Raw genomic sequence first — 22,943 nt, 5'->3', positions numbered from 1 at the left:
GCCTACCCTGACCGGCGCCGACATGTTCAAGGATCCCATGAGCAAGCCCGAGACTTCCGCCGCTGCCGCGAACTTCCTCCGTCCGATCGTCCAGGCCGACCTGGAAGCCGGCAAGCACGCCAAGATCATCACCCGCTTCCCGCCGGAGCCCAACGGCTACCTGCACATCGGCCACGCCAAGTCGATCTGCCTGAACTTCGGCCTGGCCAAGGAATTCGGCGGCGAGTGCAACCTGCGCTTCGACGACACCAACCCGGCCAAGGAAGACCAGGAATACATCGACGCGATCAAGGCGGACGTGCAGTGGCTGGGCTTCCAGTGGGCCGGCGAGGAGCGCTACGCCTCCAACTACTTCGACCAGCTGTACGCCTGGGCCGTGCACCTGATCGAGGCCGGCAAGGCCTACGTCTGCGACCTGTCGCCGGAAGAGGCGCGCGCCTACCGCGGCAGCCTGACCGAGCCGGGCAAGAACAGCCCGTTCCGCGAGCGCTCGGTGGCGGAGAACCTCGACCTGTTCGCGCGCATGAAGGCCGGCGAATTCCCCGACGGCGCCCGCGCGCTGCGGGCGAAGATCGACATGGCCTCGCCGAACATGAACCTGCGCGACCCGATCCTCTATCGCATCCGCCACGCCCATCACCACCAGACCGGCGACAAGTGGTGCATCTATCCGAGCTACGACTTCACCCACGGCCAGTCGGACGCCATCGAGGGCATCACCCACTCGATCTGCACCCTGGAGTTCGAGGATCACCGCCCGCTGTACGAGTGGTTCCTGGCCAACCTGCCGGTGCCGGCCCAGCCGCGCCAGTACGAGTTCGCCCGCCTCAACCTGAACTACACCATCACCAGCAAGCGCAAGCTCAAGCAGCTGGTCGATGAGAATCATGTGCATGGCTGGGACGACCCACGCATGTCGACCCTGAGCGGCTACCGCCGCCGCGGCTACACCCCGGGCTCGATCCGCCACTTCTGCGATCTGATCGGCGTCAACCGCGCCGGCGGCGTGGTCGACATCGGCATGCTCGAGTTCGCCATTCGCGAGGACCTCGACGCCAACGCTTCGCGCGCCATGTGCGTGCTCAAGCCGCTGAAGGTGGTGATCACCAACTACCCCGAAGGCCAGGTCGAGAAACTCGAGCTGCCGCGCCATCCCAAGCAGGACATGGGCGTGCGCGTACTGCCGTTCTCCCGCGAGATCTACATCGACGCCAGCGACTTCGAGGAAGTCCCCCCGGCCGGCTACAAGCGCCTGATTCCCGGCGGCGAAGTGCGCCTGCGCGGCAGCTACGTGATTCGCGCCGACGAGGCGATCAAGGACGCAGCCGGCAACATCGTCGAACTGCGCTGCAGCTACGACGAGAACACCCTCGGCAAGAACCCGGAAGGCCGCAAGGTCAAGGGCGTGATCCACTGGGTGCCGGCGGCCGGGAGCGTCGAGTGCGAAGTGCGTCTGTACGACCGTCTGTTCAAGTCCGCCAATCCGGAGAAGAGCGACGAGGAGGGCGGCAGCTTCCTCGACAACATCAACCCGGAATCCCTGGTGGTGCTCAAGGGCTGCCGCGCCGAGCCGTCGCTGGCCAATGCGCAGCCGGAAGAGCGCTTCCAGTTCGAGCGCGAAGGCTACTTCTGCGCCGACCTGAAGGACTCCAAGCCCGGTGCCCCGGTGTTCAACCGTACCGTCACCCTGCGCGATTCCTGGGGGCAGTAAATGACGCTTTCCATCTACAGCACCCTGTCCAAGAGCAAGGACGAATTCAAGCCTCTGGAAGGCAACAAGGTGCGCATGTACGTGTGCGGCATGACTGTCTACGACTTCTGCCACATCGGCCATGCGCGGGTGATGGTGGCGTTCGACGTGGTCGCCCGCTGGCTGCGCCATCGCGGCTATGAACTGACCTACGTGCGCAACATCACCGACATCGACGACAAGATCATCAAGCGCGCCAACGAGAACGGCGAGTCGTTCCAGGATCTGGTTGGGCGCATGATCGCCGCCATGCACGAGGACGAGGCGCGCCTCAACGTGCTGCGCCCGGACCTCGAGCCGCGCGCCACCGACCACATCGCCGGCATGCACGCGATGATCCAGACCCTGATCGACAAGGGCTTCGCCTACGCTCCGGGCAACGGCGACGTCTACTACCGGGTCGGCAAGTTCGAGGGCTACGGCAAGCTCTCAAGGCGCAAGATCGAGGACCTGAAGATCGGCGCGCGCATCGAGGTCGACGAGGCGAAGGAAGATCCGCTCGACTTCGTGCTGTGGAAGGGCGCCAAGCCGGGCGAGCCGAGCTGGGAATCGCCGTGGGGTCCGGGGCGTCCGGGCTGGCACATCGAGTGCTCGGTGATGTCCACCTGCTGCCTGGGCGAGACCTTCGACATCCACGGCGGCGGCCCGGACCTGGTGTTCCCGCACCACGAGAACGAGATCGCGCAGAGCGAGGCGGCCACCGGCAAGCTGTACGCCAACGCCTGGATGCACGCCGGCGCGGTGCGCGTCGACGGCGAGAAGATGTCCAAGAGTCTCGGCAACTTCTTCACCATCCGCGAGGTGCTGGAGAAGTACCACCCCGAGGTGGTGCGCTACCTGCTGGTGTCCAGCCACTACCGCAGCCCGATCAACTACTCCGAGGACAGCCTGCGCGAGGCCAAGGGCGCGCTGGAGCGCTTCTACAACGGCCTCAAGGGCCTGCCCGAGGCGGCGCCTGCCGGTGGCGAGGAGTTCGTCGCGCGCTTCGGCGCGGCGATGGACGACGACTTCAACTCGCCGGAAGCCTGCGCGGTGCTGTTCGAGATGGTCCGCGAGGTCAACCGCCTGCGGGAGTCGGATCTCGCCGCCGCCGCCGCGCTGGCCGCGCGCCTCAAGGATCTGGCCGGCGTGCTCGGCGTGCTGCAGCTCGAGCCGGAGGCCTTCCTGCAGGCCGGTGCCGCGGGCAAGGTCGACGCCGCCGAGGTCGAGGCGCTGATCGCCGCGCGCCTGCAGGCGCGCGCCGAGAAGAACTGGGCCGAAAGCGATCGGATCCGCGACCAGCTCACCGCCATGGGCGTGGTGCTGGAGGACGGCAAGGGCGGCACCACCTGGCGCCTGGCCGAGTAAGTCGATCCGCTGTGCCGAAAGGGGCTGCCGTGAGGCGGCCCTTTTCGTTTGTCGCGGGAATCGGCCTCAGCCTTGAGCTGCCGCGCTGTTCACTTCATGAATCCGCAGCATCTGCTCCAGCTCGCGGCGGATCAGCGCGTCGTCGCAATCCGGCAGGTATTCGCGCAGCTTGCGGATCACCCATTGCTGGCCCCTGTCGACGAATAGCAGGCGTTCCTCCAGCGACTCGATGGCCATGGCCTTGGCGTAGAAGGCGCCGGTTTCGCGGTTGGGCTCCAGGCCCAGGTGGCGCAGGCAATTGAGCAGATGCAGGCAGCTGTCGCCTTCGCCCTTGAGGACCTGCTGGAGCAGCTCGCGCTGTTTCGGGTCGCTGGCCTGGCGCAGGCTTTCGCCAGCGACCTTGGCGCCGGCACGTTCGGCGCTGAGCAGGGTCTGCAGCAGCGCGGCCTCGTCTTCGGCGCTATAGGTTCGGTTGGCTGAGTCATTCATGGCGGGGCTCCTGGGGTCTGGCTGGGGCGCCGGGGTTGGGCGGCGTGTCCTGCCGGACAGAGTAGCCGGTTTGCTGCGGCGGCGGGCTTTGCGTGCTCGCGGCGGCTGCGGGGGAGGGGGGCAAGGGGTGCGGCGGGTCGATCGGGGCTTGGGAGGCAAATTGCAGGCACAAAAAAGCCCCGCATTGCGGGGCTCTTTTTAAATACGCTTGACCTTAGTCTACGCGTACTTCTTCAGCCTGCATGCCTTTCTGGCCTTTGGCTGCAACGAAGCTTACCTTCTGGCCTTCGGACAGGCTCTTGAAGCCGTCGCTCTGAATGGCGCGGAAGTGAACGAACAGGTCAGCGCTGCCGTCAGCCGGGGTGATGAAGCCGAAGCCTTTTTCATCGTTGAACCACTTGACGGTACCGGTTTGGCGATTGGACATGGTGTATCTCCAGGGTGTAAGGGTAGGGTGACTCTGGCGGTCAGAATGAATGACCAGAGTCGCTACTGAGTTGCGAGAGCAAGTGGAGCCGAGGAGATGAAACGATCGAAATCAGAACACCAAGTCGCGAATCACGGTGACAATTGCAGCACAGCGACGCCACCTTACACTGTTTTCCCGGGGAGTACAGGTTTATTTTGATTTTCTTCCTGCGCGCGCCGGGGTGTTTTCGGCAAGGCCTGATCCGCGGCAGAGGCGTGTCGGCGTCGGCTGGAGCTTGAAAGATGCTGCAGGCGCGGGTGCGGGCGATGTCGGCTACTTGCCCAGAAAAGGGCGGGAGCTTGTGGGGTGGGGCTGAACGAATGCTTTGCTGGGCGGCCGTCAGGCGCATTGCCCTGGGGGTCGTTGGCGGCACCAACGAAAAACCCCTGAACCGGTGAAGATTCAGGGGTTTGTCTAAATATGGCGGTGAGGGTGGGATTCGAACCCACGATACGGTTTCCCGTATACACACTTTCCAGGCGTGCTCCTTCAACCGCTCGGACACCTCACCATATTTGCGTCGCAAGGGGTGTGCCCTGTCGACGGCGCACAATGTAGTCGAAGCCTTTTCCGAATGCAAAGGTTTTTTCAAACTTTTCATTGGCTTAGGGCTGGGGCGGCGTTCTGGTGGCAGCCGCGTGCCTGCTAGACTGCGCGCCGGTCGAGCGAAGGAGAGAGGCGTGGCGAGCTGGGACATTTTCTGCAGTGTAGTGGACAACTACGGCGACATCGGGGTGACCTGGCGGCTGGCCCGCCAGCTGGCTGCCGAGCATGGCCATCGGGTGCGCCTGTGGGTCGACGAGCCGGCGGCCTTTGTTGCGCTCTGCCCCCAAGCCGATGCTCGTCTCGAGCGCCAGCAGCTGGCGGGCGTGGAGGTCTGTCACTGGACGGCGGACTGGCAGTCCGAGACGCTGGCCGACGTGGTGATCGAGGCCTTCGGCTGCACGCTGCCTGAGGCCCAGGTGGCGGCGATGCGCGCCGCCGCGCGGCAGCCGTTGTGGCTGAATCTGGAATATCTCAGCGCCGAAGCCTGGGTGGTCGGTTGCCACGGCCTGCCATCGCCCCAAGGGCAGGGCTTGCAGAAGTACTTTTTCTTTCCCGGCTTCGTTGCCGGGACCGGCGGCGTGCTGCGTGAGCGCGAGTTGCTGGCGCAGCGGCAGGCGTTCCAGGCTGATGCGGCGGCGCGGCGGGCGTTTCTCGCCGGTCTCGACGTCACCTCGCTGGACGGGGCGCGCCTGATCTCGCTGTTCGCCTACGAGAATCCCGGCCTGGGCGAGTGGCTGGATGCGCTGGCCGCCGATCCGCAGGCGACCCAGCTGCTGGTGCCGCGCGGGCGCATTCTCGGCGATCTGCGCCAGTGGCTGGGCGAGGCTGGCGATCTGCAACCGGGCTTCGTTGCGCGGCGCGGCAATCTGCAGGTGCAGGTGCTGCCGTTCGTCTCCCAGGATGACTACGACCGCCTGTTGTGGTGCTGCGATTTCAACGCGGTGCGCGGCGAGGACTCCTTCGTGCGCGCGCAGTGGGCCGGCCGGCCGTTGCTCTGGCACATCTATCCGCAGGAAGAGGGCGCCCATTGGGACAAGCTGGACGCATTCCTGGCGCTCTATCTGCAGGGCTTGTCGTCTGCGGCGGCGCAGGCTGTGCATGAGTTGTGGCGGGCCTGGAATGCCGGGACGGGGATGGGGGCGGCCTGGGCGGCGGCGCGACCGCACTGGCCGGAGTGGCGGGAGCATGCGGAAAAATGGTGCGCGGAGCAGGCCTCCCGTCCTGATCTTGCTGCGGCGCTGGAACAGTTTTACCAAAATTCGCTATCATGCGCGGCTTAGATCTTGTACCTCCAGTCAAATCCGGATATTTCGCATGAAAACCGCACAAGAAATGAAGGCCAACAGCGTAGCCCTGATCGACGGCCATCCGTGGCTGATTCAGAAAGCTGAGTTCACCAAGTCCGGTCGTAACAGCGCCATCGTCAAGATGAAGCTGAAGAACCTGATCAACGGTTCCAAGACTGAAACCGTTTACAAGGCCGACGACAAGATGGAGCCAGTCATCCTTGATCGCAAGGAAGTGACCCTGTCCTACATCAGCGGCGACGACTACGTGTTCATGGATCCGGAGTACAACTCCTACGAACTGCGTGCGGAAGATCTGGAAAGCGTTCTGCCGTTCATCGAAGAAGGCATGACCGACGTCTGCGAAGCCGTGTTCTTCGAAGGCAAGGTGATCTCCGTCGACCTGCCGACCACCATCGTGCGTCAGGTTGTCTACACCGAAACCGCCGCCCGTGGCGACACCAGCGGCAAGGTGATGAAGCCGGCCAAGCTGCGCAACGGCACCGAAGTCAAAGTGGCTGATTTCGTGAACATCGACGACTGGATCGAAATCGACACCCGCGACGGCTCCTACAAGGGTCGTACCCAGGCTCCGGCCTGAGTCTGACGCGAGTGCACAAGAGCCCGGCCTAGCGCCGGGCTCTTGCGTTTCTGCGGGTCTATTTGCCTAAGTCGGCCTGCAGGGCCAGGTCCCAGGGCGGCACGGGGCCGAAGCGGTTTTTCAGGAACTCCAGCAGCAGGCGGGTGCGCGATGAGTTGGCCTGCTGCAGGCGCAGGGCATAGATGCCGCTGGGTTCTGCCGGCGGCAAGCCGTCGTCGCAGAACAGCGGCACCAGTTCGCCGCGCAGCAGGTAGTCGCTGATCAGCCAGGTCGGCAGGTGGGCGATGCCGAGGCCGGCGAGGGCGGCGGACAGCAGCGCTTCCGCATTGTTGGCGGTCATGCGCAGGCGGCCTGGGCGGATCGATCGGCTCTGGCCGTCGAGGGTAAAGCGCCAGGCATGCGGCGGCGCCAGGGCATCCCAGTCGAGGCCGTCGTGTTCGCGTAGCTGGCGCGGATCGGTGGGTGTGCCGCGACGCTTGAGGTAGTCCGGGCTGGCGCAGGCGATGCGGCGCATGGGCGCCAGCGATGTGGCGACCAGGCGGGTGTCGGCCAGTGGGCCGATGCGCAGGACCAGATCGACCTGGCCCAGGTGCTCGCCCTGCGGGTCGACGAAGCTGTCGATCAGGCGCAGTTGCACGTCCAGGCCCGGGTAGGCAGCCAGGAATTCGGCGATGGCGGGTGCCAGGTGACGGCGGCCGAACGGCGCCGGCGCGTCGATGCGAATCAGCCCTTCCGGTGCGCTACTCAGTGATACCGCCTCGGCGCGGGCCAGGCGCAACTCGTCGAGGATGCGCCGGGCACGCTCGGCGAAGGCCAGGCCGGCCGGGGTGGCCTTGACCGCGTGGGTGCTGCGCTGGAACAGCGTGCTGCCAAGGGCCTGTTCCAGGGCGTCGATGCGCCGCGCCACCGCCGAGGGGGTGAGCTGCTGGCGGCGAGCGGCGGCCGAGAAGCTGCCGCAGGCCAGTACGTCGAGGAACAGGTCGAGCTGGCTGGTCAGGGCGTCCGGGTTCATTGCGAGACTGCTTTGCAGGATTGGCACAGCCATTGTGCATGGCTATGCGTTTCGCGGATAGCCGTGCCTGCGTAGCATCTGCCTTTTCCGGAGGTGTTATGACCCTGCTGCAGTTTTTCCTCGATATCGCCCTCGGCCTGCTGCTCGGCGCCCTGGGTGGGCTGTTCGGCATCGGTGGCGGCCTGCTGGCCATCCCGGCGCTGGGTCTATTGTTCGGCCTGGACCAGCAGCTGGCCCAGGGCACGGCGCTGGTGATGGTGGTGCCCAACGTGTTGCTGGCGCTGTGGCGCTACCACCAGCGCAACCGCATCGACTGGCGGCATGCGCTGCTGCTCGGGCTGTCCTCGTTTGCGCTGGCCTGGGTTGGTGCCGCGGTCGCGGTAGGGCTGGACGCCGAGGCGATGCGCCGCGGCTTCGTCGGCTTCCTGCTGGCGCTGGCTGCGTGGAACCTGATCCAGGCGTTCCTGCGCGCCGGCAGCGCAAGCAGCGAGCTGGGACGCCCCTGGCCGTGGCTGGGCGTGCTCGGTGGCGGTTCCGGGCTGGTCGGCGGGTTGTTCGGAGTGGGCGGCGCGGTAGTGGCCACACCGATCCTGACCTTGGTGTTTGGCGTTAGCCAGGTGGTGGCCCAGGGCCTGGCGCTGGCGCTGGCGGCGCCGAGCACGGCGGTGGCGCTGGCGACTTACGGCATGCACGGCCAGGTCGACTGGGCGACTGGGCTCCCGTTGGCCATCGGCGGCCTGCTCAGCATCGGCTGGGGCGTCCGCTTGGCCCATGCCCTGCCGCAACGCCTGCTGCGGGTACTGTTCACCCTGTTCCTGCTGCTCTGCGCCGGGCTGCTCGGCTTCAAAGCCTGAAGCCCTCGGCGATGTACTCGGCGAGGGCGTCGGTGACGGGAGACCCCGAGCCTGGCCGGCGCAGCAGCACAATGCTGGTGGCCGGTAGTGGCGGCAGGCCCTCGGCCTCGCCGAGGATGCGCAAATCCGGGGTGAGCAGGCTCTGCAGTTGGGCGGTGACCGCCAGGCCGGCGCTGACTATCGCCAGGATCGCCGCGAGGCTGGGGCTGCTGTAGGCGATGCGGTAGGGGTGTCCCAGGGCATCCAGGGCATTGCACGCCCAGGCGCGGCAGAAGCAGCCGCTGTTGAACATCGCCAGCGGCATCGGCGTCTGTTCGTGCGGGCTGAAGCCGCGGGCCTCGGCCCAGACGAAGCGTTCCTGGCGCAGCAACTGGCCGATCTCGCTGCCTGGTTCGCGGGTGACAATGCTGAAGTCGAGATCCTGGCGCTGCAGCAGCTGATACGACGGTTCGCAGTGCACCTCCACCTGCACCAGTGGGTGGCTCTGGGCGAAGCGCGAGAGGATGCCCGGCAGGAAGCGCATCACGTAGTCGTCCGGGGTGCCGATGCGTACCGCGCCGACCATGTGCGGCTCGCGCAGGGTGGCGAGCAGCTCGCCATGCAGCTTGAGGATGCGCCGCGCGTAGCCCAGCAGCACCTGGCCTTCCGCCGTCAGCTGTACCTGGCGGCCGTCGCGCTCGAACAGCCTGCGCTGCAGCACGTCTTCCTCCAGGCGTTTCATCTGCATGCTCACTGCCGACTGGGTACGGTTGACGAACTCGGCCGCGCGGGTGAAGCCGCCGTGGTCGGCGATGGCGACGAAGGTGCGCAGCAGCTCGCTGTCGATGCTCGAATAGCTCATTCATCAATCTCCGAGATGCGATGCATAACAAGTATTCGTTGGATTGATCGTAATCCCGCGCCGAGACTGAATCCACAAGCGGTGGAGGGTCCGACGATGAAAGGGCAAGTAAAGCTGGTGAGGAGCGAGCGGCAAGGACTGGAAGAGAGGCGGCCGGCGTGGTGGCGGCGGGTGTGGCAAAAAGTGCGGCGCTGGCGGCAGCTGGCGCGTCAGCGCCGCCAGCTCGCGATGCTGAGCGACGCGACGCTCAAGGATATCGGCCTCGGTCGTGCCGATATCTGGACGGAAAGCCATCGGCCGTTCTGGGATGACCGCTGAAGGCATCGCCCCGTCAACGTACCCCTTGCGCGGTGCTGACGGGGCGGGCGCTCAGCGCCGCACCTGCTTGAGGGTTTCGGCGATCAGGAACGCCAGCTCCAGCGACTGGTCGGCGTTGAGGCGCGGGTCGCAGTGGGTGTGGTAGCGGTCGGAGAGGCCGGCCTCGGTGATCGGGCGGGTGCCGCCGATGCACTCGGTGACGTTCTGCCCGGTCATCTCGATATGGATGCCGCCCGGGTAGCTGCCCTCGGCCTGGTGGACCTGGAAGAACTGCTTCACCTCGGCGAGCACCTGGGCGAAGTCGCGGGTCTTGTAGCCGCTGCTGGCCTTGATGGTGTTGCCGTGCATCGGGTCCGAGCTCCACAGCACCAGGCGACCCTCATCCTCGACCGCGCGGATCAGGCGCGGCAGGTGCTGCTCGACCTTGTCGGCGCCCATGCGCACGATCAGGTTGAGGCGGCCCGGATCGTTGTCCGGGTTGAGTATGTCGATCAGGCGGATCAGCTCGTCGCTGTCCATGCTCGGGCCGACCTTGACGCCGATCGGATTGCCGACGCCGCGCAGGAACTCGACGTGGGCGCCATCCAGCTGGCGGGTGCGGTCGCCGATCCACAGCATGTGCGCTGAGCAGTCGTACCAGTCGCCGGTCAGGCTGTCCTTGCGCACGAAGGCCTGCTCATAGTTGAGCAGCAGCGCCTCGTGGGCGGTGAAGAAGCTGGTTTCGCGCAACTGCGGGGCGTTCTCCAGGCCGCAGGCGCGCATGAACGCCAGGGTCTCGTCGATGCGGTTGGCCAGCTGGCCGTACTTCTCGGTCAGCTCGGAGCTGGCGATGAAGTCGAGGTTCCACTGGTGCACCTGATGCAGGTCGGCAAAGCCGCCCTGGGCGAAGGCGCGCAGCAGGTTGAGGCTGGCGGTGGACTGGTGATAGGCCTGTAGCAGACGCTCCGGATCCGGGATGCGGCTCTTCGCGTCGAAGCCGATGCCGTTGACGATGTCGCCGCGGTAGGCGGGCAGGGTCACGCCGCCGAGGGTTTCCTCGCCGGAGGAGCGTGGCTTGGCGAACTGGCCGGCCATGCGTCCGACCTTGACCACCGGGCAGCCGGCGGCGAAGGTCATGGCGATGGCCATCTGCAGCAGCACCTTGAAGGTGTCGCGGATCTTGCCGGCGGAGAACTCGGCGAAGCTCTCGGCGCAGTCGCCGCCCTGCAGCAGGAAGGCGCGGCCCTGGGTCACCTCGGAGAACTGCCGGCGCAGCTCGCGGGCCTCGCCGGCGAACACCAGCGGCGGATAGCCGGCCAGGGTCCGCTCCACGCTCGCCAGATGCGCGGCGTCGGGGTAAACGGGTTGCTGCTGGATAGGCTTGCTTCTCCAGCTGTCGGGGCTCCAGGTCTGGCTCATCGGGCTACTCGGCTTGCGGCTGACTATATGCGGCTATGGTAACTGATCGATCCGTCCCTCGGGGCGATGGCCGCGATAGAGCCAATGCATCGTCCGGGCGCGCGGTCTGCTAGGATGCCGGGCAGTTTTCCGGAGAGGCAACATGAGCAACTACCAGCAGCTGGCCGAGGTGCACGACGACTACGGAGTGATCCGCGTGGTGGAGTCGGGCGACTACCGCTTTCTCGAGTTCGGCGACGAAGTCGAGCAGAGCTGCACCTATGTCCCCGATCCGGCCTGGCTGGAGTACGACTACACCCGTGCCATGCTGCTCGGTGCGCTGCTGCCCGAGCGCGCCGAGCGCGTGCTGTTTCTCGGCCTGGGCGGTGGCAATCTGACCCAGGCCTGCCTGAAGTTCCTGGTCGCGGAGGCGGTCGAGGCGGTCGAGCTGCGTCCGGCAGTGCCGCAGCTGGCCCGCGAGTTTCTCGGCCTGGCCGACGATCCGCGGCTGACCATCCACATCGGCGATGCCTGCACCCGGCTGGCCGAGTGTGCGCCGGCCGACCTGATCTATCTCGACCTGTATACCGACACCGGGCCGGCGCCGGCGCACATCGCCTGGGGCTTCCTCGAGGCCTGTCGCGCGCAGCTGCGCCCGGGCGGCTGGCTGGTGATCAACCAGTGGAGCGCCACCGACGGCAAGCCGCTGGGCGCGCCCCTGCTGCGCGGGCTGTTCCGGCACAGCTACTGGGAGTGCCCGGTCACCGAGGGCAACGTCATCCTCTATGTGCCGGCCGACGGCGAGCAGGTGCTGGATACCGAGCGTCTGCGCCAGCGCGCCGAGGCTCTGGAGCCGCGGCTGGGTTACGCGCTGAGCGGGTACATCGGCGCGCTGCGTCCGGCGACCTGAGTGCTCTGTGGCGGGCTTTGCCAGACGCGCGGGACAAAAACAGCGAGACTCGGCACGTATTTTGCGTTATAGTGCGCGCCGGCTTTGACGCGCCCTGTTCAAACTCTGCACCATCAGGAAGCGCTGCTTCCGCCGTGCGTCCGTCTCTACGGACTCGTCTTGACGAACTATCCTTTCCACGCGATTTCGCAAATCCCCGCCGACCAGGCTGCCAGGGTGACCCTTCGGGTCTTGCTTTTGGCTGGCGCAGCGCTGGCCATGGGTCTTTGCGGATGTACATGAGGCAAACACCCATGACCGAATCTATCGTTGGCGGCTTCGCCGCGCTCAATCTTCACCCGGCTGTGCTTTCCGCGATCACTGCGGTGGGCTACGAAGAGCCGTCCGCCATTCAGGCCCAGTCGATTCCGGTGATCCTCGCCGGTCACGACATGATCGGCCAGGCGCAGACCGGCACCGGCAAGACCGCGGCCTTCGCCCTGCCGCTGCTGTCGCTGCTCGACCCGGCCCGGCGCGAGCCGCAGATCCTCATCCTGACCCCGACCCGCGAGCTGGCCCTGCAGGTCGCTGCGGCCTTCGAGCGCTACTCCAGCGACATGGGCGGCGTGAAGGTGCTGGCGGTCTACGGCGGCGCGCCCATGGGCCCGCAGCTCAAGGCCCTGCGCCAGGGCGCCCAGGTCGTGGTAGCGACCCCGGGCCGCCTGTGCGACCACCTGCGTCGTGACGAGAAGCTGCTGTCCACCGTCGATCGCCTGGTCCTCGACGAGGCCGACGAGATGCTCAAGCTCGGCTTCATGGAAGACATCGAAGCGATCTTCCAGGCCCTGCCTGAAAGCCGCCAGACCGTGCTGTTCTCCGCGACCCTGCCGGCCTCGATCCGTGCCATCGCCGAGCGCAACCTGAAGTCGCCGAAGCACGTCAAGATCGCCACCAAGACCCAGACCGTCGAGAGCATCGAGCAGGCCCACCTGATGGTGCATGCCGACCAGAAGCAGGCCGCCGTGCTGCGTCTGCTGGAAGTCGAGCAGTTCGATGCGTTGATCGGCTTCGTGCGCACCAAGCAGGCCACCCTCGACATCGCCGAGATGCTCGAGCGCAACGGCTACCGCGCCGCCGCGCTGAACGGCGACATCGCCCAGGCCCAGCGCGAGCGTGTGGTCGAGTCGCTCAAGGACGGCACCCTGGACATCGTGATCGCCACCGACGTCGCCGCCCGCGGTCTCGACGTGCCGCGCATCACCCACGTGTTCAACATCGACATGCCGTACGACCCGGAGTCCTACGTGCACCGCATCGGTCGTACCGGCCGTGCCGGGCGTACCGGTCGCGCGCTGCTGCTGGTGACCCCGCGCGAGCGCCGCATGCTGCAGGTGATCGAGCGTGTCACCGGGCAGAAGGTTGCCGAGATCAAGATGCCGGACGCCGAAACCGTGCTGGAAGCGCGTCTGCAGCGTCTGACCAACAGCCTCAAGCCGCTGCTGGAGGGCGCCGAGGCTGCCCGTGGCGAGATCGGTACCGAGCTGTGCCGTCGTCTGGAGTGCACTCCGGAGCAGCTGGCTGCCGCCCTGCTGGCCAAGCTGACCCAGGGCCAGGCCCTGGATCTGGAAAGCGTGCGTCGCGAGCAGCCGGCAGCGCCGGCTGCGGCCCGCGAGCGTCCGGCTGGTGATCGCCCCGAGCGTGCCGGCGAGCGCAGCGGTGAAGCCCGTCCGCGTCGTCCGATGGAGCCGCTGGCCGAAGGCCGCGTGCGCTGCCGTACCGCGCTGGGCAAGCGCGACGGCATCGCTGCCAAGAACCTGCTCGGTGCCATCATCAACGAGGGCAAGATGGTCCGCGAGGCCATCGGTCGCATCCAGGTGCGCGAGACCTTCAGCCTGGTCGAGCTGCCGGAAGAAGGCCTGGATCGCCTGCTCGGTCGTCTGAAGGAAACCCGTGTCGCCGGCAAGGCCCTGCGCCTGCGTCGTTACCACGAGGAATGAGCATTCGCTGACTGAGTGCCGGTAATGCCAAAACGCCCCGACTTGTCGGGGCGTTTTCGTTGCTGGGTCCGCCTGGCGGACTGCTCGGGCGTCCGCCGAGGAGCGGCTGGGCTGTCCCGGTCAGTCGAAGCGATAGATATCCATGCTGATCGTCGCCTTGCTGAAGCCCTGGTACTCGATGCGGAATTCGCCACCGGCGCCGCGGGCGAAGAACAGCGGCAGCAGGTGCTCGTCGCTGGGATGGCTGCGCACCGCCCAGGGCGCCTGCTGGCGATAGTCGTGCAGGGCGGCCTCGTCGTCGGCCTGCAGGCGCTCCACCAGCCAGTCGCGGAATTCGCGGGCCCAGGGCTCGACCACCTCCGGGCCGGCATCCCAGTCCAGTTCGCGCAGGTTGTGGGTGATGCTGCCCGAACCGATCAGCAGGATGCCGCGCTCGCGCAGGCCACCGAGGAGGCGGCCGAGGCGGGTCTGCAGCGCCGGCCCCTGGCGGCTGGGCAGCGACAGCTGCAGCACGGGAATGTCGGCTTGCGGATACATCATCCGCAGCGGCACCCAGGCGCCATGATCGAGCGGGCGCTGCGGGTCGAGCTGCGCCGGCAGACCGGCGGCCTCCAGCAGCTGGACGATTTCCCGAGCCAGTTGCGGCTCGCCCGGCGGCTCGTAGTCGAGGGCATAGAGCGCCGGCGGGAAGCCGTAGAAGTCGTGCCAGGCCTGCTGGCGGGGTGCCGAGGTGAGGCGCAGGTCGGCGGTTTCCCAGTGTGCGGAAACCACCAGGATCGCCGTGGGGCGCGGCAGCTCGCCAGCGAGGCGGGCGAGGGCGCGGCCGGTGTCGCCGGGCTGCAGGGCGACCATCGGCGAGCCGTGGGAGATGAACAGGCTGGGCAGCATGGGGGTGTCTCTGGATGGCGATGTTGCTATCTTCGGCAGGTGAATCATCGAAATCCAGTATAAGTTTTCGACCGTTTGAATCGAATCAGGCAATCAAAGGGAGGCCCCGATGCACGAGGAGTTCTGGCAGGCGCGCTGGGCGCGCAACGAGATCGGCTTTCACTGCGGCGAGGTGAATCCCGCACTGCAGGAATACTGGCCGCAACTGCAGCTGGCGCCGGGCAGTCGGGTGCTGGTGCCGCTGTGCGGCAAGAGTCTCGATATGCCCTGGCTGGCGGCCCAGGGCTACGCGGTGCTGGGTGTCGAGCTGGCGGAGAAGGCGGTTCAGGACTTCTTCGCCGAGCAGGGCCTGAGCGCGCCGGCCATGGCCGACGGTGCCCTGCGCCGCCATCAGGCCGAGGGCGTCGTCGTGCTGCAGGGCGACTTCTTTGCCGTCACACCGGCGCAGACGGCGGGCTGTGTCGGCTACTACGACCGTGCGGCGCTGATCGCTCTGCCGCCGGAGATGCGCCGGCGCTACGTGGCGCAGCTGCGCTCGCTGCTGCCCAGCGGCTGCCGTGGTCTGCTGGTGACCCTCGACTACCCGCAGGAGGAGCGCAAGGGGCCACCGTTCGCGGTGAGCGACGGCGAGGTGCGCGAACTCTACGGTGAGGACTGGCGGATCGAACTGCTCAAGGACGAGGACGTGCTGGCGGAAAACGCCGGCTTCCTGGCGCTGGGAGTGAGTGGTCTGCGCGAGCGCGTCTATCGCCTGACACGCCTGTAACAGCCGAAGGGGCCGCCCGTGGCGGCCCCGCGTACATCAGTTGCCGCTCTGCAGGCGCCGCACGAAGGCATCCGACTCGTCGATGGCACGCTGCATGTCGCGCAGCAGCTGGTCGACGTTGCCCTGCAGGGTGCGGTACTCGCCCTTGAGTGCGCCGATGGCGCGGGCGTTGAGGTTGTGCTTGAGGAACAGCACCTGGTCGCGCAGCACGCTGAGCACCGGCTCGATGCGCCGCTCGGCGGCCTGCATGCGCTGGATCAGAGTGCGGTAGTCCTGACGGGTGCGCGCCAGCTCGCGGGCGCTGGTGCTGCGCAGGCTGGCGTTGCTGTACTGCTCGAGTTCGGCCTCCCATTCGTCGAACAACGCCTCGGCGACGTCCTCGACCGCCTTGATGCGCTGGCGCACGGCCTTGGCGCTTTCCTCGCTGGCCAGGTATTCGCTGTTCAGGGCGTCGTAGCGCGCCTCCAGCTCGCCGCCGTTGACCTGCACCACGCTGCGGTAGCGCTCGAGGGCGTCGCGGAACTGCTCCTTGGCGTCCAGCTGGGCGTCGCGGGCTTCCTCGACGCGGTCGACGAGGATGTCGCGCTTGTGCACGCCGACCTTTTCCATGGCGGCGTAGTAGGTGCTCTGGCAGCCGGAGAGCAGGAGCAGGGCGGCGAAGACGAGGGCGGCGGGGCGGCGCATCGGGGGTTTCTCGCAGGCGGATGACCCGGCCATGGTAGCGGCGGAACAAAAAAAGGGCGACTCGCGTCGCCCTGTCCCAATGTGAAACCTGTCCCGCCGTGCAGCGGGAGTCGCCCGGCAATCAGCGGCCGCGCTGGCGCAGGGCCTCGATGCGGTCTTCCAGCGGCGGGTGGGTCATCAGCAGGCCGGCCAGGCCGTGCTTGAGACCACCGTTGATGCCGAAGGCGGTCATGCTTTCCGGCATGTGCACCGGCACGCCTTGTTCGGCGCGCAGGCGCTGCAGCGCGGCGATCATGGCGCCGGTGCCGGCCAGGTCGGCGCCGGACTCGTCGGCGCGGAACTCGCGTTTGCGCGAGAACCACATGACGATGATGCTGGCGAGGATGCCCAGCACCAGTTCGGCGAAGATGGTCGCGACGAAGTAGCCGATGCCCGGGCCTTCCTCGTTCTTGAGGATCACCTTGTCGACGAAATTGCCGAAGATGCGCGCGAAGAACATCACGAAGGTGTTCACCACGCCCTGGATCAGCGCCAGGGTGACCATGTCGCCGTTGGCCACGTGACCGATCTCGTGGGCCAGTACCGCCTTGACCTCATCCGGCGAGAAGCGCTCGAGCAGGCCCTGGCTGACCGCGACCAGCGCGTCGTTCTTGTTCCAGCCGGTGGCGAAGGCGTTGGCCTCGTAGGCGGGGAAGATGCCGACTTCGGGCATCTTGATGCCGGCATCGCGCGACAGTTGCTCGACGGTCTGCAGCAGCCACTGCTCGTGGCGGGTGCGTGGCTGGCTGATGATTTCGGTGCCGGTGCTCATCTTCGCCATCCACTTGGAGATGAACAGCGAGACCAGCGAGCCGGCGAAACCGAACACGGCGCAGAACACCAGCAGGCTGCCGTAGTTCTGACCGGTGAAACGGTCGACCCCGAGCAGCTTGAGGGTGATGCTGGCAATTACCAGCACGGCCAGGTTAGTGGCCAGGAACAGCAGAATACGCATCATGATTAAAACCGTCTCCTTGCGGCAGAGTCGCGATGAGTCTGTGCGGCTATATAAGGGAGCCCGCGGGGGTAATTCAACAGGAGCGCTATTTCAAACTGTGTCGCCCGAGCCGCTCTGGCTCGCGTTGAACAGCAGGCGGGCGAGCTGCGACAGCTGCTCGTCGTCGCCGCGCGCCAGGGTTTCCTGCAGCTGGCGGGCCAGCGTGCCGCGCATGGACGGCCCGTTCGTGGACAGGTCGCGGTGTTGCAGTGCGGCATCGCCGATGCGGGTGCTCAGGCGCAGGAAACCCTTCTCGCTGAGTACCGCCTGCTCCAGCGCCTCGTGGTGGAGGGTGCCGGCATGCCGCAGGTAGCCTTCCTCGCCGAGCCACAGCAGGGTGCCCAGGCAGCTCTGGTGGCGCACGTGGGGCAGGCCGTACTCGTCGGGCTCGTGGTAGCCGATCAGGTCGTCGATGTAGAGGGTGGTCTTGCGCGGGAACACCCGGTAGAGGGTGAGCAGGGCGCGGCTGGCGTCGTGGTAGAAATCGGTGATCTGCAGATCCATGGCGGGGACTCGCACCAGCCACCCGGGCGGGTGGCTGGCTGACAGGCTGGGTTACTGGCGGTAGCCCTTGAGGAAGTTGCCGATGCGGCCGATGGCCAGCTCGAGGTCGTCGACCCGAGGCAGGGTGACCACGCGGAAGTGGTCCGGCCATGGCCAGTTGAAGGCGGTGCCCTGGACGATCAGCAGCTTCTCGGAGAGCAGCAGGTCGAGAACGAACTTTTCGTCGTTGTGGATCGGGCAGACCTTGGGGTCGATCTTCGGGAAGGCGTAGAGCGCGCCCATCGGCTTGACGCAGCTGACCCCGGGGATGTCGTTGAGCAGCTCCCAGGTACGGTTGCGCTGTTCGAGCAGGCGCCCGCCGGGCAGGACCAGGTCGTTGATGCTCTGGTAGCCACCCAGGGCGGTCTGGATCGCGTGCTGCGCCGGCACGTTGGCGCACAGGCGCATGTTGGCGAGGATGTCGAGACCCTCGATGTAGCTCTTGGCCTTGTGCTTGGGGCCGGAAATGGCCACCCAGCCGGAGCGGAAGCCGGCCACGCGGTAGGACTTGGACAGACCGTTGAAGGTCAGGCACAGCACGTCCGGGGCCAGCGAGGCGGTGCAGATGTGCTGGGCGTCGTCGTAGAGGATCTTGTCGTAGATCTCGTCGGAGAAGATCACCAGGTTGTTCTGGCGGGCGACCTCGATGATTTCTTCGAGCACTTCCTTCGGATACACCGCGCCGGTCGGGTTGTTCGGGTTGATCAGCAGGATCGCCTTGGTGTTGCTGGTGACTTTCGCCTTGATGTCGGCGATGTCCGGATACCAGTTCGCCTGCTCGTCGCACAGGTAGTGCACCGGCTTGCCGCCGGCCAGGGCGGTCGCGGCGGTCCACAGCGGGTAGTCGGGGGCCGGGATCAACACCTCGTCGCCGTTGTTGAGCAGCGCCTGCAGGACCATGACGATCAGCTCGGACACGCCGTTGCCGAGGTAGATGTCCTCGATGCCGATGCCTTCCACCTGCTTCTGCTGGTAGTACTGCATCACCGCCTTGCGCGCGCTGAACAGGCCCTTGGAATCGCTGTAGCCCTGGGAGATCGGCAGGTTGCGGATCACGTCCTGGAGGATTTCCTCCGGCGCTTCGAAGCCGAACGGTGCGGGGTTGCCGATGTTCAGCTTGAGGATGCGCTGGCCCTCGTCTTCGAGGCGTTTGGCGTGCTTGAGTACCGGCCCGCGGATGTCATAGCAGACGTTGGCGAGCTTGTTGGATTTGCTGACCTGCATGAGGGAACCCCGATATAACCAGCGCCCGGCATTCGGCGCTGGCGCAAATCGTCCGGGGGCGGCTTGGCAGGCTCAAACGCGGGTGACAGACTGAAAGCCGAGCATCATACGACTGCCCCGGGCCCGGTGAAAGGGAAGGGGTGGGCTTTTTTCCAAGGCGAGGTGTTTTACATGCAAAAGGTCGAAAAGCCCCTGGATGAGTGGCGCGAGGAGTTGTCGGAAAGCCAGTTCCAGATCTGCCGACTCAAGGGCACCGAGCGCGCCTTCAGCGGCGAGTACTACCACTGCAAGACCCCGGGCATCTACCACTGCGCCTGCTGCGATGCGCCGCTGTTCGACTCGGATGCCAAGTACGACTCCGGCAGTGGCTGGCCGAGCTATTTCCAGCCGGTTTCCGCCGACGCGCTGCGCCGGGTGGAGGATTTCAGCCATGGCATGCACCGCATCGAGGTGCTCTGTGCGCGTTGCGATGCCCACCTGGGGCATGTGTTCCCGGACGGGCCGGAGCCGACCGGATTGCGCTACTGCATCAACTCGGTGGCCCTGCGCCTCAAGCCCGTCGAGTGAGAGAATGCATTCAGTTGCCAGTGTAAGGTACTGAAATAAAAGCATATTTTCTTTAAGTTAAAGTGATTTGTGCGCAGTGCTGCGCTGGCCAGATGCCGTGGCCAGGAGTGGTCGGCTCCTCAGCTTGGTTGCGGGCAGCCCTGTGGCAGCCAGCGTTCGAGGACGGCCTCCAGTTCCTCGCGGCGCAGCGGCTTGCTCAGGTAATCGTTCATGCCGGCCCGCCGGCAGCGCTCGCGCTCCTCGGGCATGGCGTTGGCGGTGAGGGCGATCACCGGCAGGCCGGTCTGCCGGCCGCTGCGGCGAATCTCGCGTGTGGCCTCGTAGCCATCCATCAATGGCATGTTGCAGTCCATCAGGACCAGATCGAAATCCTGCTGGCGCAGGATCTTCAGGGCCTCTTCGCCCTGGCGGGCAACCTCCACCGTCAGGCCGAGCCGGCCGAGCAGGCCCTTCACCACCAGCTGGTTCACCGGGTTGTCCTCCACCAGCAGGATGCGCGGAGGGCGGCCGGGCTGTGTGCTGCTGGCCACTGCCGACGGTGCCATGCAGCGGCTCAGGCCGCGCTGCAGGGCCTGGTACAGCGCGGCGCGGGGTAGCGGCCTGGGCAGCTGTTCCAGCGGTTGCAGGCGCTCGGCTTCCTCGTCGGGGAGGAAGTCGCCGTAGGCGCTGACCAGCAGGATGGGTGCGTCGACCAGCGGGCGGCGGCCGAACAGGCAATCCGGGCAGTCGGAGATCAGCAGGTCGACCTCGATCCCCCTCAGGCTGGCATCGGTATCCAGACGCTGGAAAGCCACCCCCCAGCTCGGCAGCCAGGTTTCCAGCAACTCGCTGAGACCGCTGCGCCGCGAGCACAGCGCGACCACCTTGCCGTGCAGTGGCGGCAGGGCGGTCGCTGCGGCGTGGGTCGCCAGTGGCAGGCGCACGCTGAAGCGACTGCCCAGGCCTGGCTGGGAATCCACCTCCAGGGTGCCGCGCATGGCTTCGCACAGGCGCCGGGTCAGGGTCAGGCCCAGGCCGGTGCCGCCGAACTGGCGGCTGATGCCGGCTTCGGCCTGGACGAAGGGCTGGAAGATTCGCGACAGCGCTTCGCGGGAGATGCCGATGCCGGTGTCGCGCACTTCGAGCAGGATGCCGTCGGGATTGGCGATCAGGCGGACATCCACGCGGCCATGGCGGGTGAACTTGAGGGCATTGGACAGCAGGTTGCTGACGATCTGCCGGATGCGCAGCGGGTCGCCGACGACCTCGCCGGGCAGGTCGGGCGCGACCAGGCAGGTCAGCTCGACCCCGGGTGCGGCATTCTGCGCCAGCAGGCCGGCGGTTTCTTCGACCAGGCTGGCGAGGTCGAAGGGCGTCTGCTCCAGTTCGAGCTGGCCGGCGTCGAACTTGGACAGGTCGAGCACGCCGTTGAGCAGTTCCACCAGGGTGCGTCCGGAGTCGTGGGCGATGGTCAGTTGTTGGCGCAGCTGCGTCGACAGCGAATTGTCCAGCGCGAGGGACAGCATGCCGAGCAGGCCGTTGAGCGGGGTGCGTATTTCGTGGCTCATGCTGGCGAAGAAGTGCGCGCGTGCCTGGGCCATTTCCAGGGTGGTGCGTTGCGCCTGCTGCAGCTCGCGGTTGGCGCCGAGCAGCTCGCGATTGCTGCTTTCCAGTGCGCGGGTGCGTTCGTGTACGCGCTCTTCCAGCTCGCCCAGCGAGAGGGTCAGGTGCTCTTCGGCGGCGCGGCGCTGGGCGATCTCGTTGCCAAGCAGGGCCAGTTGGCGGTTGCAGGAGTCGACCAGTAGGCCGATTTCGTCGTGCTGGTGGCCGCTTGGGCAGCGCAGCGGCGGCTGCTCGGCGAGGCGTGGGTCGCGCTTGCCGAGGTCGTTGATCAGGCTGCTCAGCGGGCGGGTCAGCAGCAGATAGGACAGGCCGAACAGGGTCAGGCTGAGCAGCAGGCTGCTGACAAAGCCGCCGGCCAGGGTGATGCCTGCGCGATGGAGAAAGCGGCTGCCGTAGCTATAGGTGTCGATCTCGATGCGCTGCAGGCCGGGCTGGGCCCTGGAATGCTGCGGCAATGGCAGTGGGTCGACGAAGCTGCGCCGGCTGCCGAACAGCAGGTCGCTGAGGCGGCGTTGCCAGCCATCCGGGTAGGCGTCGCGGCGGGCGCTGGCCAGCGGCATGCCGCCGTGATCGAGCAGTTCGGCGTGCAGTACCGCGGGCGCCTGCAGCAGTCCCTGCATCAATTCCCCGGCCAGTTTCTCGTCCCAGTTGTAGAGCACCCGCGCCGCCGGGGCATGGCTGATCGCCAGCAGGGTGCGGGCTTCGTGGTTGATGGTGGCATCCTCGCTGGCATAATCGAGGGCCACCTGGATCAGGCTGAACAGGGCGCCGAGGACAAAGGCGACGACGACGGCGAGGCCGGCCTGCTTGAAGGAGAGCCGCTGCGTGAGAGGAATATCCATATAAATTAAGCTGGTGCAGCCCGATGTGCGGAGCGGAGGCGAAGAATAGCCGATTGCGCGTCTGCCCCGGCACTGCGGGTGTCTCAGTTCGTAACAGGGAGTCGTGCGTGGACAATCGTTTGAGTGAATTTCTGGCGCGCGTCGAGCAGGTGCTCGAGCGCGTGCAGCCGCTGCTGCCGGAACCGGCGCAGCGGATCGACTGGAACACCTGCCTGGCAGCCCGCTGGCAGCGTGAAGGGCGGCACGGCACACTGCGGCCGCTGCAGGTGCGCCTGGATCTGCACCTGCACGATCTGCTCGGTGTCGATCGCCAGCGCGAGCAGTTGGGGCGCAATACCCGCCAGTTCGTCGCCGGCCTGCCGGCCAACCATGCACTGCTGTGGGGCGCGCGGGGCACCGGCAAGTCCTCGCTGGTACGGGCGCTGCTGGCCGAGTATGCCGAGGACGGGCTACGCCTGATCGAGATCGAGCGCGACGATCTGGCCGAGCTGCCGCGGGTGGTCGAGCAACTGGCCGGCTTGCCGCAACGCTTCGTGCTGTTCTGTGACGACCTGTCCTTCGAGGCTGGCGAGGGTGATTACCGGGTGCTCAAGAGCGTGCTGGACGGCTCGCTGGAGCAGGCGCCGGACAATGTATTGCTGTACGCCACCTCCAACCGCCGCCACCTGCTGCCCGAGCGGCAGAGCGACAATCTGGACTGGCAGCAGGTCGATGGCGAGGTGCATCCCTCCGAGGCGGTGGAAGACAAGGTCGCCCTGTCCGATCGCTTCGGCCTGTGGCTGTCCTTCTATCCGTTCACCCAGCCGGAATACCTGCAGGTGGTGCAGCACTGGGTGGCGACTTTGGCCATGCAGGCAGACTTGCGCTGGCAATGGAGCGAGGCGCTGGAGAAGGCGGCGATCCGCTGGGCCACCGGGCGCGGCAACCGCAACGGCCGCTGCGCCCAGCAGTTCGCCCGTCACTGGGTCGGCTGCGCGCTGCTCGACGGTGGCGAGTCGTCGCCGGGTTGAGCTGG

Annotated in this window: 21 protein-coding genes, 1 tRNA gene and 1 pseudogene; 11 read left to right on the top strand and 12 right to left on the bottom strand. The window is 66.6% G+C overall.

Annotated features, from left to right (window positions below):
* Positions 1-37: 37 nt before the first annotated feature.
* Positions 38-1,711, top strand: coding sequence for a glutamine--tRNA ligase/YqeY domain fusion protein (locus BM297_RS05250; RefSeq protein WP_092429294.1), 1,674 nt, complete (start codon positions 38-40; stop codon positions 1,709-1,711).
* Positions 1,712-3,097: a cysteine--tRNA ligase gene (gene cysS, locus BM297_RS05245; RefSeq protein ID WP_092429005.1), complete on the top strand. Its 1,386-nt coding sequence runs from the start codon at positions 1,712-1,714 to the stop codon at positions 3,095-3,097. It abuts the gene before it with no gap.
* A 66-nt stretch (positions 3,098-3,163) separates the two neighbouring features.
* On the opposite strand, the gene BM297_RS05240 is transcribed toward cysS, so the two are convergent.
* The 3 genes from BM297_RS05240 to BM297_RS05230 form a co-directional block, all read right to left on the bottom strand.
* Positions 3,164-3,586 carry a DUF6306 domain-containing protein gene (locus BM297_RS05240; protein WP_092429003.1) on the bottom strand — a complete coding sequence of 141 codons (423 nt, stop codon included), beginning with the start codon at positions 3,584-3,586 and terminating at the stop codon, positions 3,164-3,166.
* Positions 3,587-3,800: 214 nt separating this feature from the next.
* Entirely contained in the window at positions 3,801-4,013 is a 213-nt protein-coding gene (locus tag BM297_RS05235) for a cold-shock protein (protein WP_090308277.1), read from the bottom strand.
* 463 nt (positions 4,014-4,476) lie between these two features.
* Positions 4,477-4,566, bottom strand: a tRNA-Ser gene (locus BM297_RS05230).
* A 169-nt stretch (positions 4,567-4,735) separates the two neighbouring features.
* Here BM297_RS05230 and earP point away from each other — a divergent pair.
* Both earP and efp read left to right on the top strand, forming a co-directional pair.
* Positions 4,736-5,881 (top strand): elongation factor P maturation arginine rhamnosyltransferase EarP, encoded by a 1,146-nt coding sequence (gene earP, locus BM297_RS05225; protein ID WP_092429001.1) that lies wholly within the window; start codon positions 4,736-4,738, stop codon positions 5,879-5,881.
* 34 nt (positions 5,882-5,915) lie between these two features.
* Entirely contained in the window at positions 5,916-6,488 is a 573-nt protein-coding gene (gene efp, locus BM297_RS05220) for an elongation factor P (RefSeq protein WP_092428999.1), read from the top strand.
* A gap of 58 nt (positions 6,489-6,546) precedes the next feature.
* Here the strand turns inward: efp and BM297_RS05215 are convergent, their stop codons facing one another.
* The gene (locus tag BM297_RS05215) at positions 6,547-7,500 is read right to left on the bottom strand and encodes a LysR family transcriptional regulator (RefSeq protein ID WP_092428997.1); all 954 of its coding nucleotides are present in this window, start codon (positions 7,498-7,500) and stop codon (positions 6,547-6,549) included.
* Between the two features lie 98 nt (positions 7,501-7,598).
* On the opposite strand from BM297_RS05215, the gene BM297_RS05210 reads away from it, so the two are divergent.
* On the top strand, positions 7,599-8,354 hold the full coding sequence (locus BM297_RS05210) for a sulfite exporter TauE/SafE family protein (RefSeq protein ID WP_092428995.1): 756 nt from the start codon (positions 7,599-7,601) through the stop codon (positions 8,352-8,354).
* Here the strand turns inward: BM297_RS05210 and BM297_RS05205 are convergent.
* Positions 8,344-9,195: a LysR substrate-binding domain-containing protein gene (locus BM297_RS05205; protein WP_092428993.1), complete on the bottom strand. Its 852-nt coding sequence runs from the start codon at positions 9,193-9,195 to the stop codon at positions 8,344-8,346. The genes BM297_RS05210 and BM297_RS05205 overlap by 11 nt on opposite strands.
* A gap of 96 nt (positions 9,196-9,291) precedes the next feature.
* Between BM297_RS05205 and BM297_RS05200 the strand changes: the two genes are divergently transcribed.
* Entirely contained in the window at positions 9,292-9,513 is a 222-nt protein-coding gene (locus tag BM297_RS05200; RefSeq protein WP_245768213.1) for a DUF1127 domain-containing protein, read from the top strand.
* Positions 9,514-9,564: 51 nt separating this feature from the next.
* On the opposite strand, the gene BM297_RS05195 is transcribed toward BM297_RS05200, so the two are convergent.
* Entirely contained in the window at positions 9,565-10,911 is a 1,347-nt protein-coding gene (locus BM297_RS05195; protein WP_092428989.1) for a class II 3-deoxy-7-phosphoheptulonate synthase, read from the bottom strand.
* A gap of 142 nt (positions 10,912-11,053) precedes the next feature.
* On the opposite strand from BM297_RS05195, the gene BM297_RS05190 reads away from it, so the two are divergent.
* Both BM297_RS05190 and BM297_RS05185 read left to right on the top strand, forming a co-directional pair.
* On the top strand, positions 11,054-11,800 hold the full coding sequence (locus tag BM297_RS05190) for a spermidine synthase (RefSeq protein WP_092428987.1): 747 nt from the start codon (positions 11,054-11,056) through the stop codon (positions 11,798-11,800).
* A gap of 258 nt (positions 11,801-12,058) precedes the next feature.
* Positions 12,059-13,776 (top strand): annotated as a pseudogene (locus tag BM297_RS05185) (DEAD/DEAH box helicase).
* A 120-nt stretch (positions 13,777-13,896) separates the two neighbouring features.
* Here BM297_RS05185 and BM297_RS05180 read toward each other — a convergent pair.
* On the bottom strand, positions 13,897-14,664 hold the full coding sequence (locus tag BM297_RS05180; RefSeq protein ID WP_092428983.1) for a DODA-type extradiol aromatic ring-opening family dioxygenase: 768 nt from the start codon (positions 14,662-14,664) through the stop codon (positions 13,897-13,899).
* Between the two features lie 109 nt (positions 14,665-14,773).
* Between BM297_RS05180 and BM297_RS05175 the strand changes: the two genes are divergently transcribed.
* Positions 14,774-15,430 carry a thiopurine S-methyltransferase gene (locus BM297_RS05175; RefSeq protein ID WP_092428981.1) on the top strand — a complete coding sequence of 219 codons (657 nt, stop codon included), beginning with the start codon at positions 14,774-14,776 and terminating at the stop codon, positions 15,428-15,430.
* Between the two features lie 36 nt (positions 15,431-15,466).
* Here the strand turns inward: BM297_RS05175 and BM297_RS05170 are convergent, their stop codons facing one another.
* The 4 genes from BM297_RS05170 to BM297_RS05155 all read right to left on the bottom strand — a co-directional run bounded on the left by BM297_RS05170 (position 15,467) and on the right by BM297_RS05155 (position 18,917).
* Positions 15,467-16,114 (bottom strand): DUF2959 domain-containing protein, encoded by a 648-nt coding sequence (locus tag BM297_RS05170; protein WP_092428979.1) that lies wholly within the window; start codon positions 16,112-16,114, stop codon positions 15,467-15,469.
* 121 nt (positions 16,115-16,235) lie between these two features.
* Positions 16,236-17,111 (bottom strand): protease HtpX, encoded by an 876-nt coding sequence (gene htpX / locus BM297_RS05165; protein ID WP_092428978.1) that lies wholly within the window; start codon positions 17,109-17,111, stop codon positions 16,236-16,238.
* Positions 17,112-17,201: 90 nt separating this feature from the next.
* Positions 17,202-17,654: a hypothetical protein gene (locus BM297_RS05160; protein WP_092428976.1), complete on the bottom strand. Its 453-nt coding sequence runs from the start codon at positions 17,652-17,654 to the stop codon at positions 17,202-17,204.
* A gap of 51 nt (positions 17,655-17,705) precedes the next feature.
* Positions 17,706-18,917, bottom strand: a complete 1,212-nt coding sequence (locus BM297_RS05155; protein ID WP_092428974.1) for a pyridoxal phosphate-dependent aminotransferase — start codon at positions 18,915-18,917, stop codon at positions 17,706-17,708.
* Between the two features lie 171 nt (positions 18,918-19,088).
* Here BM297_RS05155 and msrB point away from each other — a divergent pair, with 171 nt between their 5' ends.
* Positions 19,089-19,484 (top strand): peptide-methionine (R)-S-oxide reductase MsrB, encoded by a 396-nt coding sequence (gene msrB / locus BM297_RS05150; RefSeq protein WP_092428972.1) that lies wholly within the window; start codon positions 19,089-19,091, stop codon positions 19,482-19,484.
* A gap of 119 nt (positions 19,485-19,603) precedes the next feature.
* Here msrB and BM297_RS05145 read toward each other — a convergent pair whose 3' ends face one another.
* The gene (locus BM297_RS05145; RefSeq protein WP_092428970.1) at positions 19,604-21,928 is read right to left on the bottom strand and encodes a hybrid sensor histidine kinase/response regulator; all 2,325 of its coding nucleotides are present in this window, start codon (positions 21,926-21,928) and stop codon (positions 19,604-19,606) included.
* A gap of 107 nt (positions 21,929-22,035) precedes the next feature.
* Here BM297_RS05145 and BM297_RS05140 point away from each other — a divergent pair, with 107 nt between their 5' ends.
* Positions 22,036-22,938, top strand: a complete 903-nt coding sequence (locus tag BM297_RS05140) for an ATP-binding protein (RefSeq protein WP_092428968.1) — start codon at positions 22,036-22,038, stop codon at positions 22,936-22,938.
* Positions 22,939-22,943: the final 5 nt, after the last annotated feature.

Origin of the sequence: Geopseudomonas sagittaria (assembly GCF_900115715.1) — a bacterium.
GTDB classification, from domain to species: Bacteria; Pseudomonadota; Gammaproteobacteria; order Pseudomonadales; family Pseudomonadaceae; genus Geopseudomonas; species Geopseudomonas sagittaria.
The sequence above is the reverse complement of the archived record's forward strand: the minus strand, read 5'-3'. Positions and strand labels throughout refer to the sequence as shown.

Bases quoted from the DNA above. Each gene is read 5' to 3' on its own strand.
- BM297_RS05175 (WP_092428981.1), top strand. From the start codon at position 14,774: ATGCACGAGGAGTTCTGGCAGGCGCGCTGGGCGCGCAACGAGATCGGC.
- BM297_RS05215 (WP_092428997.1), bottom strand. From the start codon at position 7,500: ATGAACCCGGACGCCCTGACCAGCCAGCTCGACCTGTTCCTCGACGTA.
- BM297_RS05180 (WP_092428983.1), bottom strand. From the start codon at position 14,664: ATGCTGCCCAGCCTGTTCATCTCCCACGGCTCGCCGATGGTCGCCCTG.
- BM297_RS05210 (WP_092428995.1), top strand. From the start codon at position 7,599: ATGACCCTGCTGCAGTTTTTCCTCGATATCGCCCTCGGCCTGCTGCTC.
- BM297_RS05170 (WP_092428979.1), bottom strand. From the start codon at position 16,114: ATGCGCCGCCCCGCCGCCCTCGTCTTCGCCGCCCTGCTCCTGCTCTCC.
- BM297_RS05200 (WP_245768213.1), top strand. From the start codon at position 9,292: ATGAAAGGGCAAGTAAAGCTGGTGAGGAGCGAGCGGCAAGGACTGGAA.
- efp (WP_092428999.1), top strand. From the start codon at position 5,916: ATGAAAACCGCACAAGAAATGAAGGCCAACAGCGTAGCCCTGATCGAC.
- BM297_RS05250 (WP_092429294.1), top strand. From the start codon at position 38: ATGAGCAAGCCCGAGACTTCCGCCGCTGCCGCGAACTTCCTCCGTCCG.
- htpX (WP_092428978.1), bottom strand. From the start codon at position 17,111: ATGATGCGTATTCTGCTGTTCCTGGCCACTAACCTGGCCGTGCTGGTA.
- BM297_RS05195 (WP_092428989.1), bottom strand. From the start codon at position 10,911: ATGAGCCAGACCTGGAGCCCCGACAGCTGGAGAAGCAAGCCTATCCAG.
- BM297_RS05235 (WP_090308277.1), bottom strand. From the start codon at position 4,013: ATGTCCAATCGCCAAACCGGTACCGTCAAGTGGTTCAACGATGAAAAA.
- BM297_RS05155 (WP_092428974.1), bottom strand. From the start codon at position 18,917: ATGCAGGTCAGCAAATCCAACAAGCTCGCCAACGTCTGCTATGACATC.
- BM297_RS05145 (WP_092428970.1), bottom strand. From the start codon at position 21,928: ATGGATATTCCTCTCACGCAGCGGCTCTCCTTCAAGCAGGCCGGCCTC.
- BM297_RS05205 (WP_092428993.1), bottom strand. From the start codon at position 9,195: ATGAGCTATTCGAGCATCGACAGCGAGCTGCTGCGCACCTTCGTCGCC.
- BM297_RS05190 (WP_092428987.1), top strand. From the start codon at position 11,054: ATGAGCAACTACCAGCAGCTGGCCGAGGTGCACGACGACTACGGAGTG.
- msrB (WP_092428972.1), top strand. From the start codon at position 19,089: ATGCAAAAGGTCGAAAAGCCCCTGGATGAGTGGCGCGAGGAGTTGTCG.
- BM297_RS05160 (WP_092428976.1), bottom strand. From the start codon at position 17,654: ATGGATCTGCAGATCACCGATTTCTACCACGACGCCAGCCGCGCCCTG.
- BM297_RS05240 (WP_092429003.1), bottom strand. From the start codon at position 3,586: ATGAATGACTCAGCCAACCGAACCTATAGCGCCGAAGACGAGGCCGCG.
- cysS (WP_092429005.1), top strand. From the start codon at position 1,712: ATGACGCTTTCCATCTACAGCACCCTGTCCAAGAGCAAGGACGAATTC.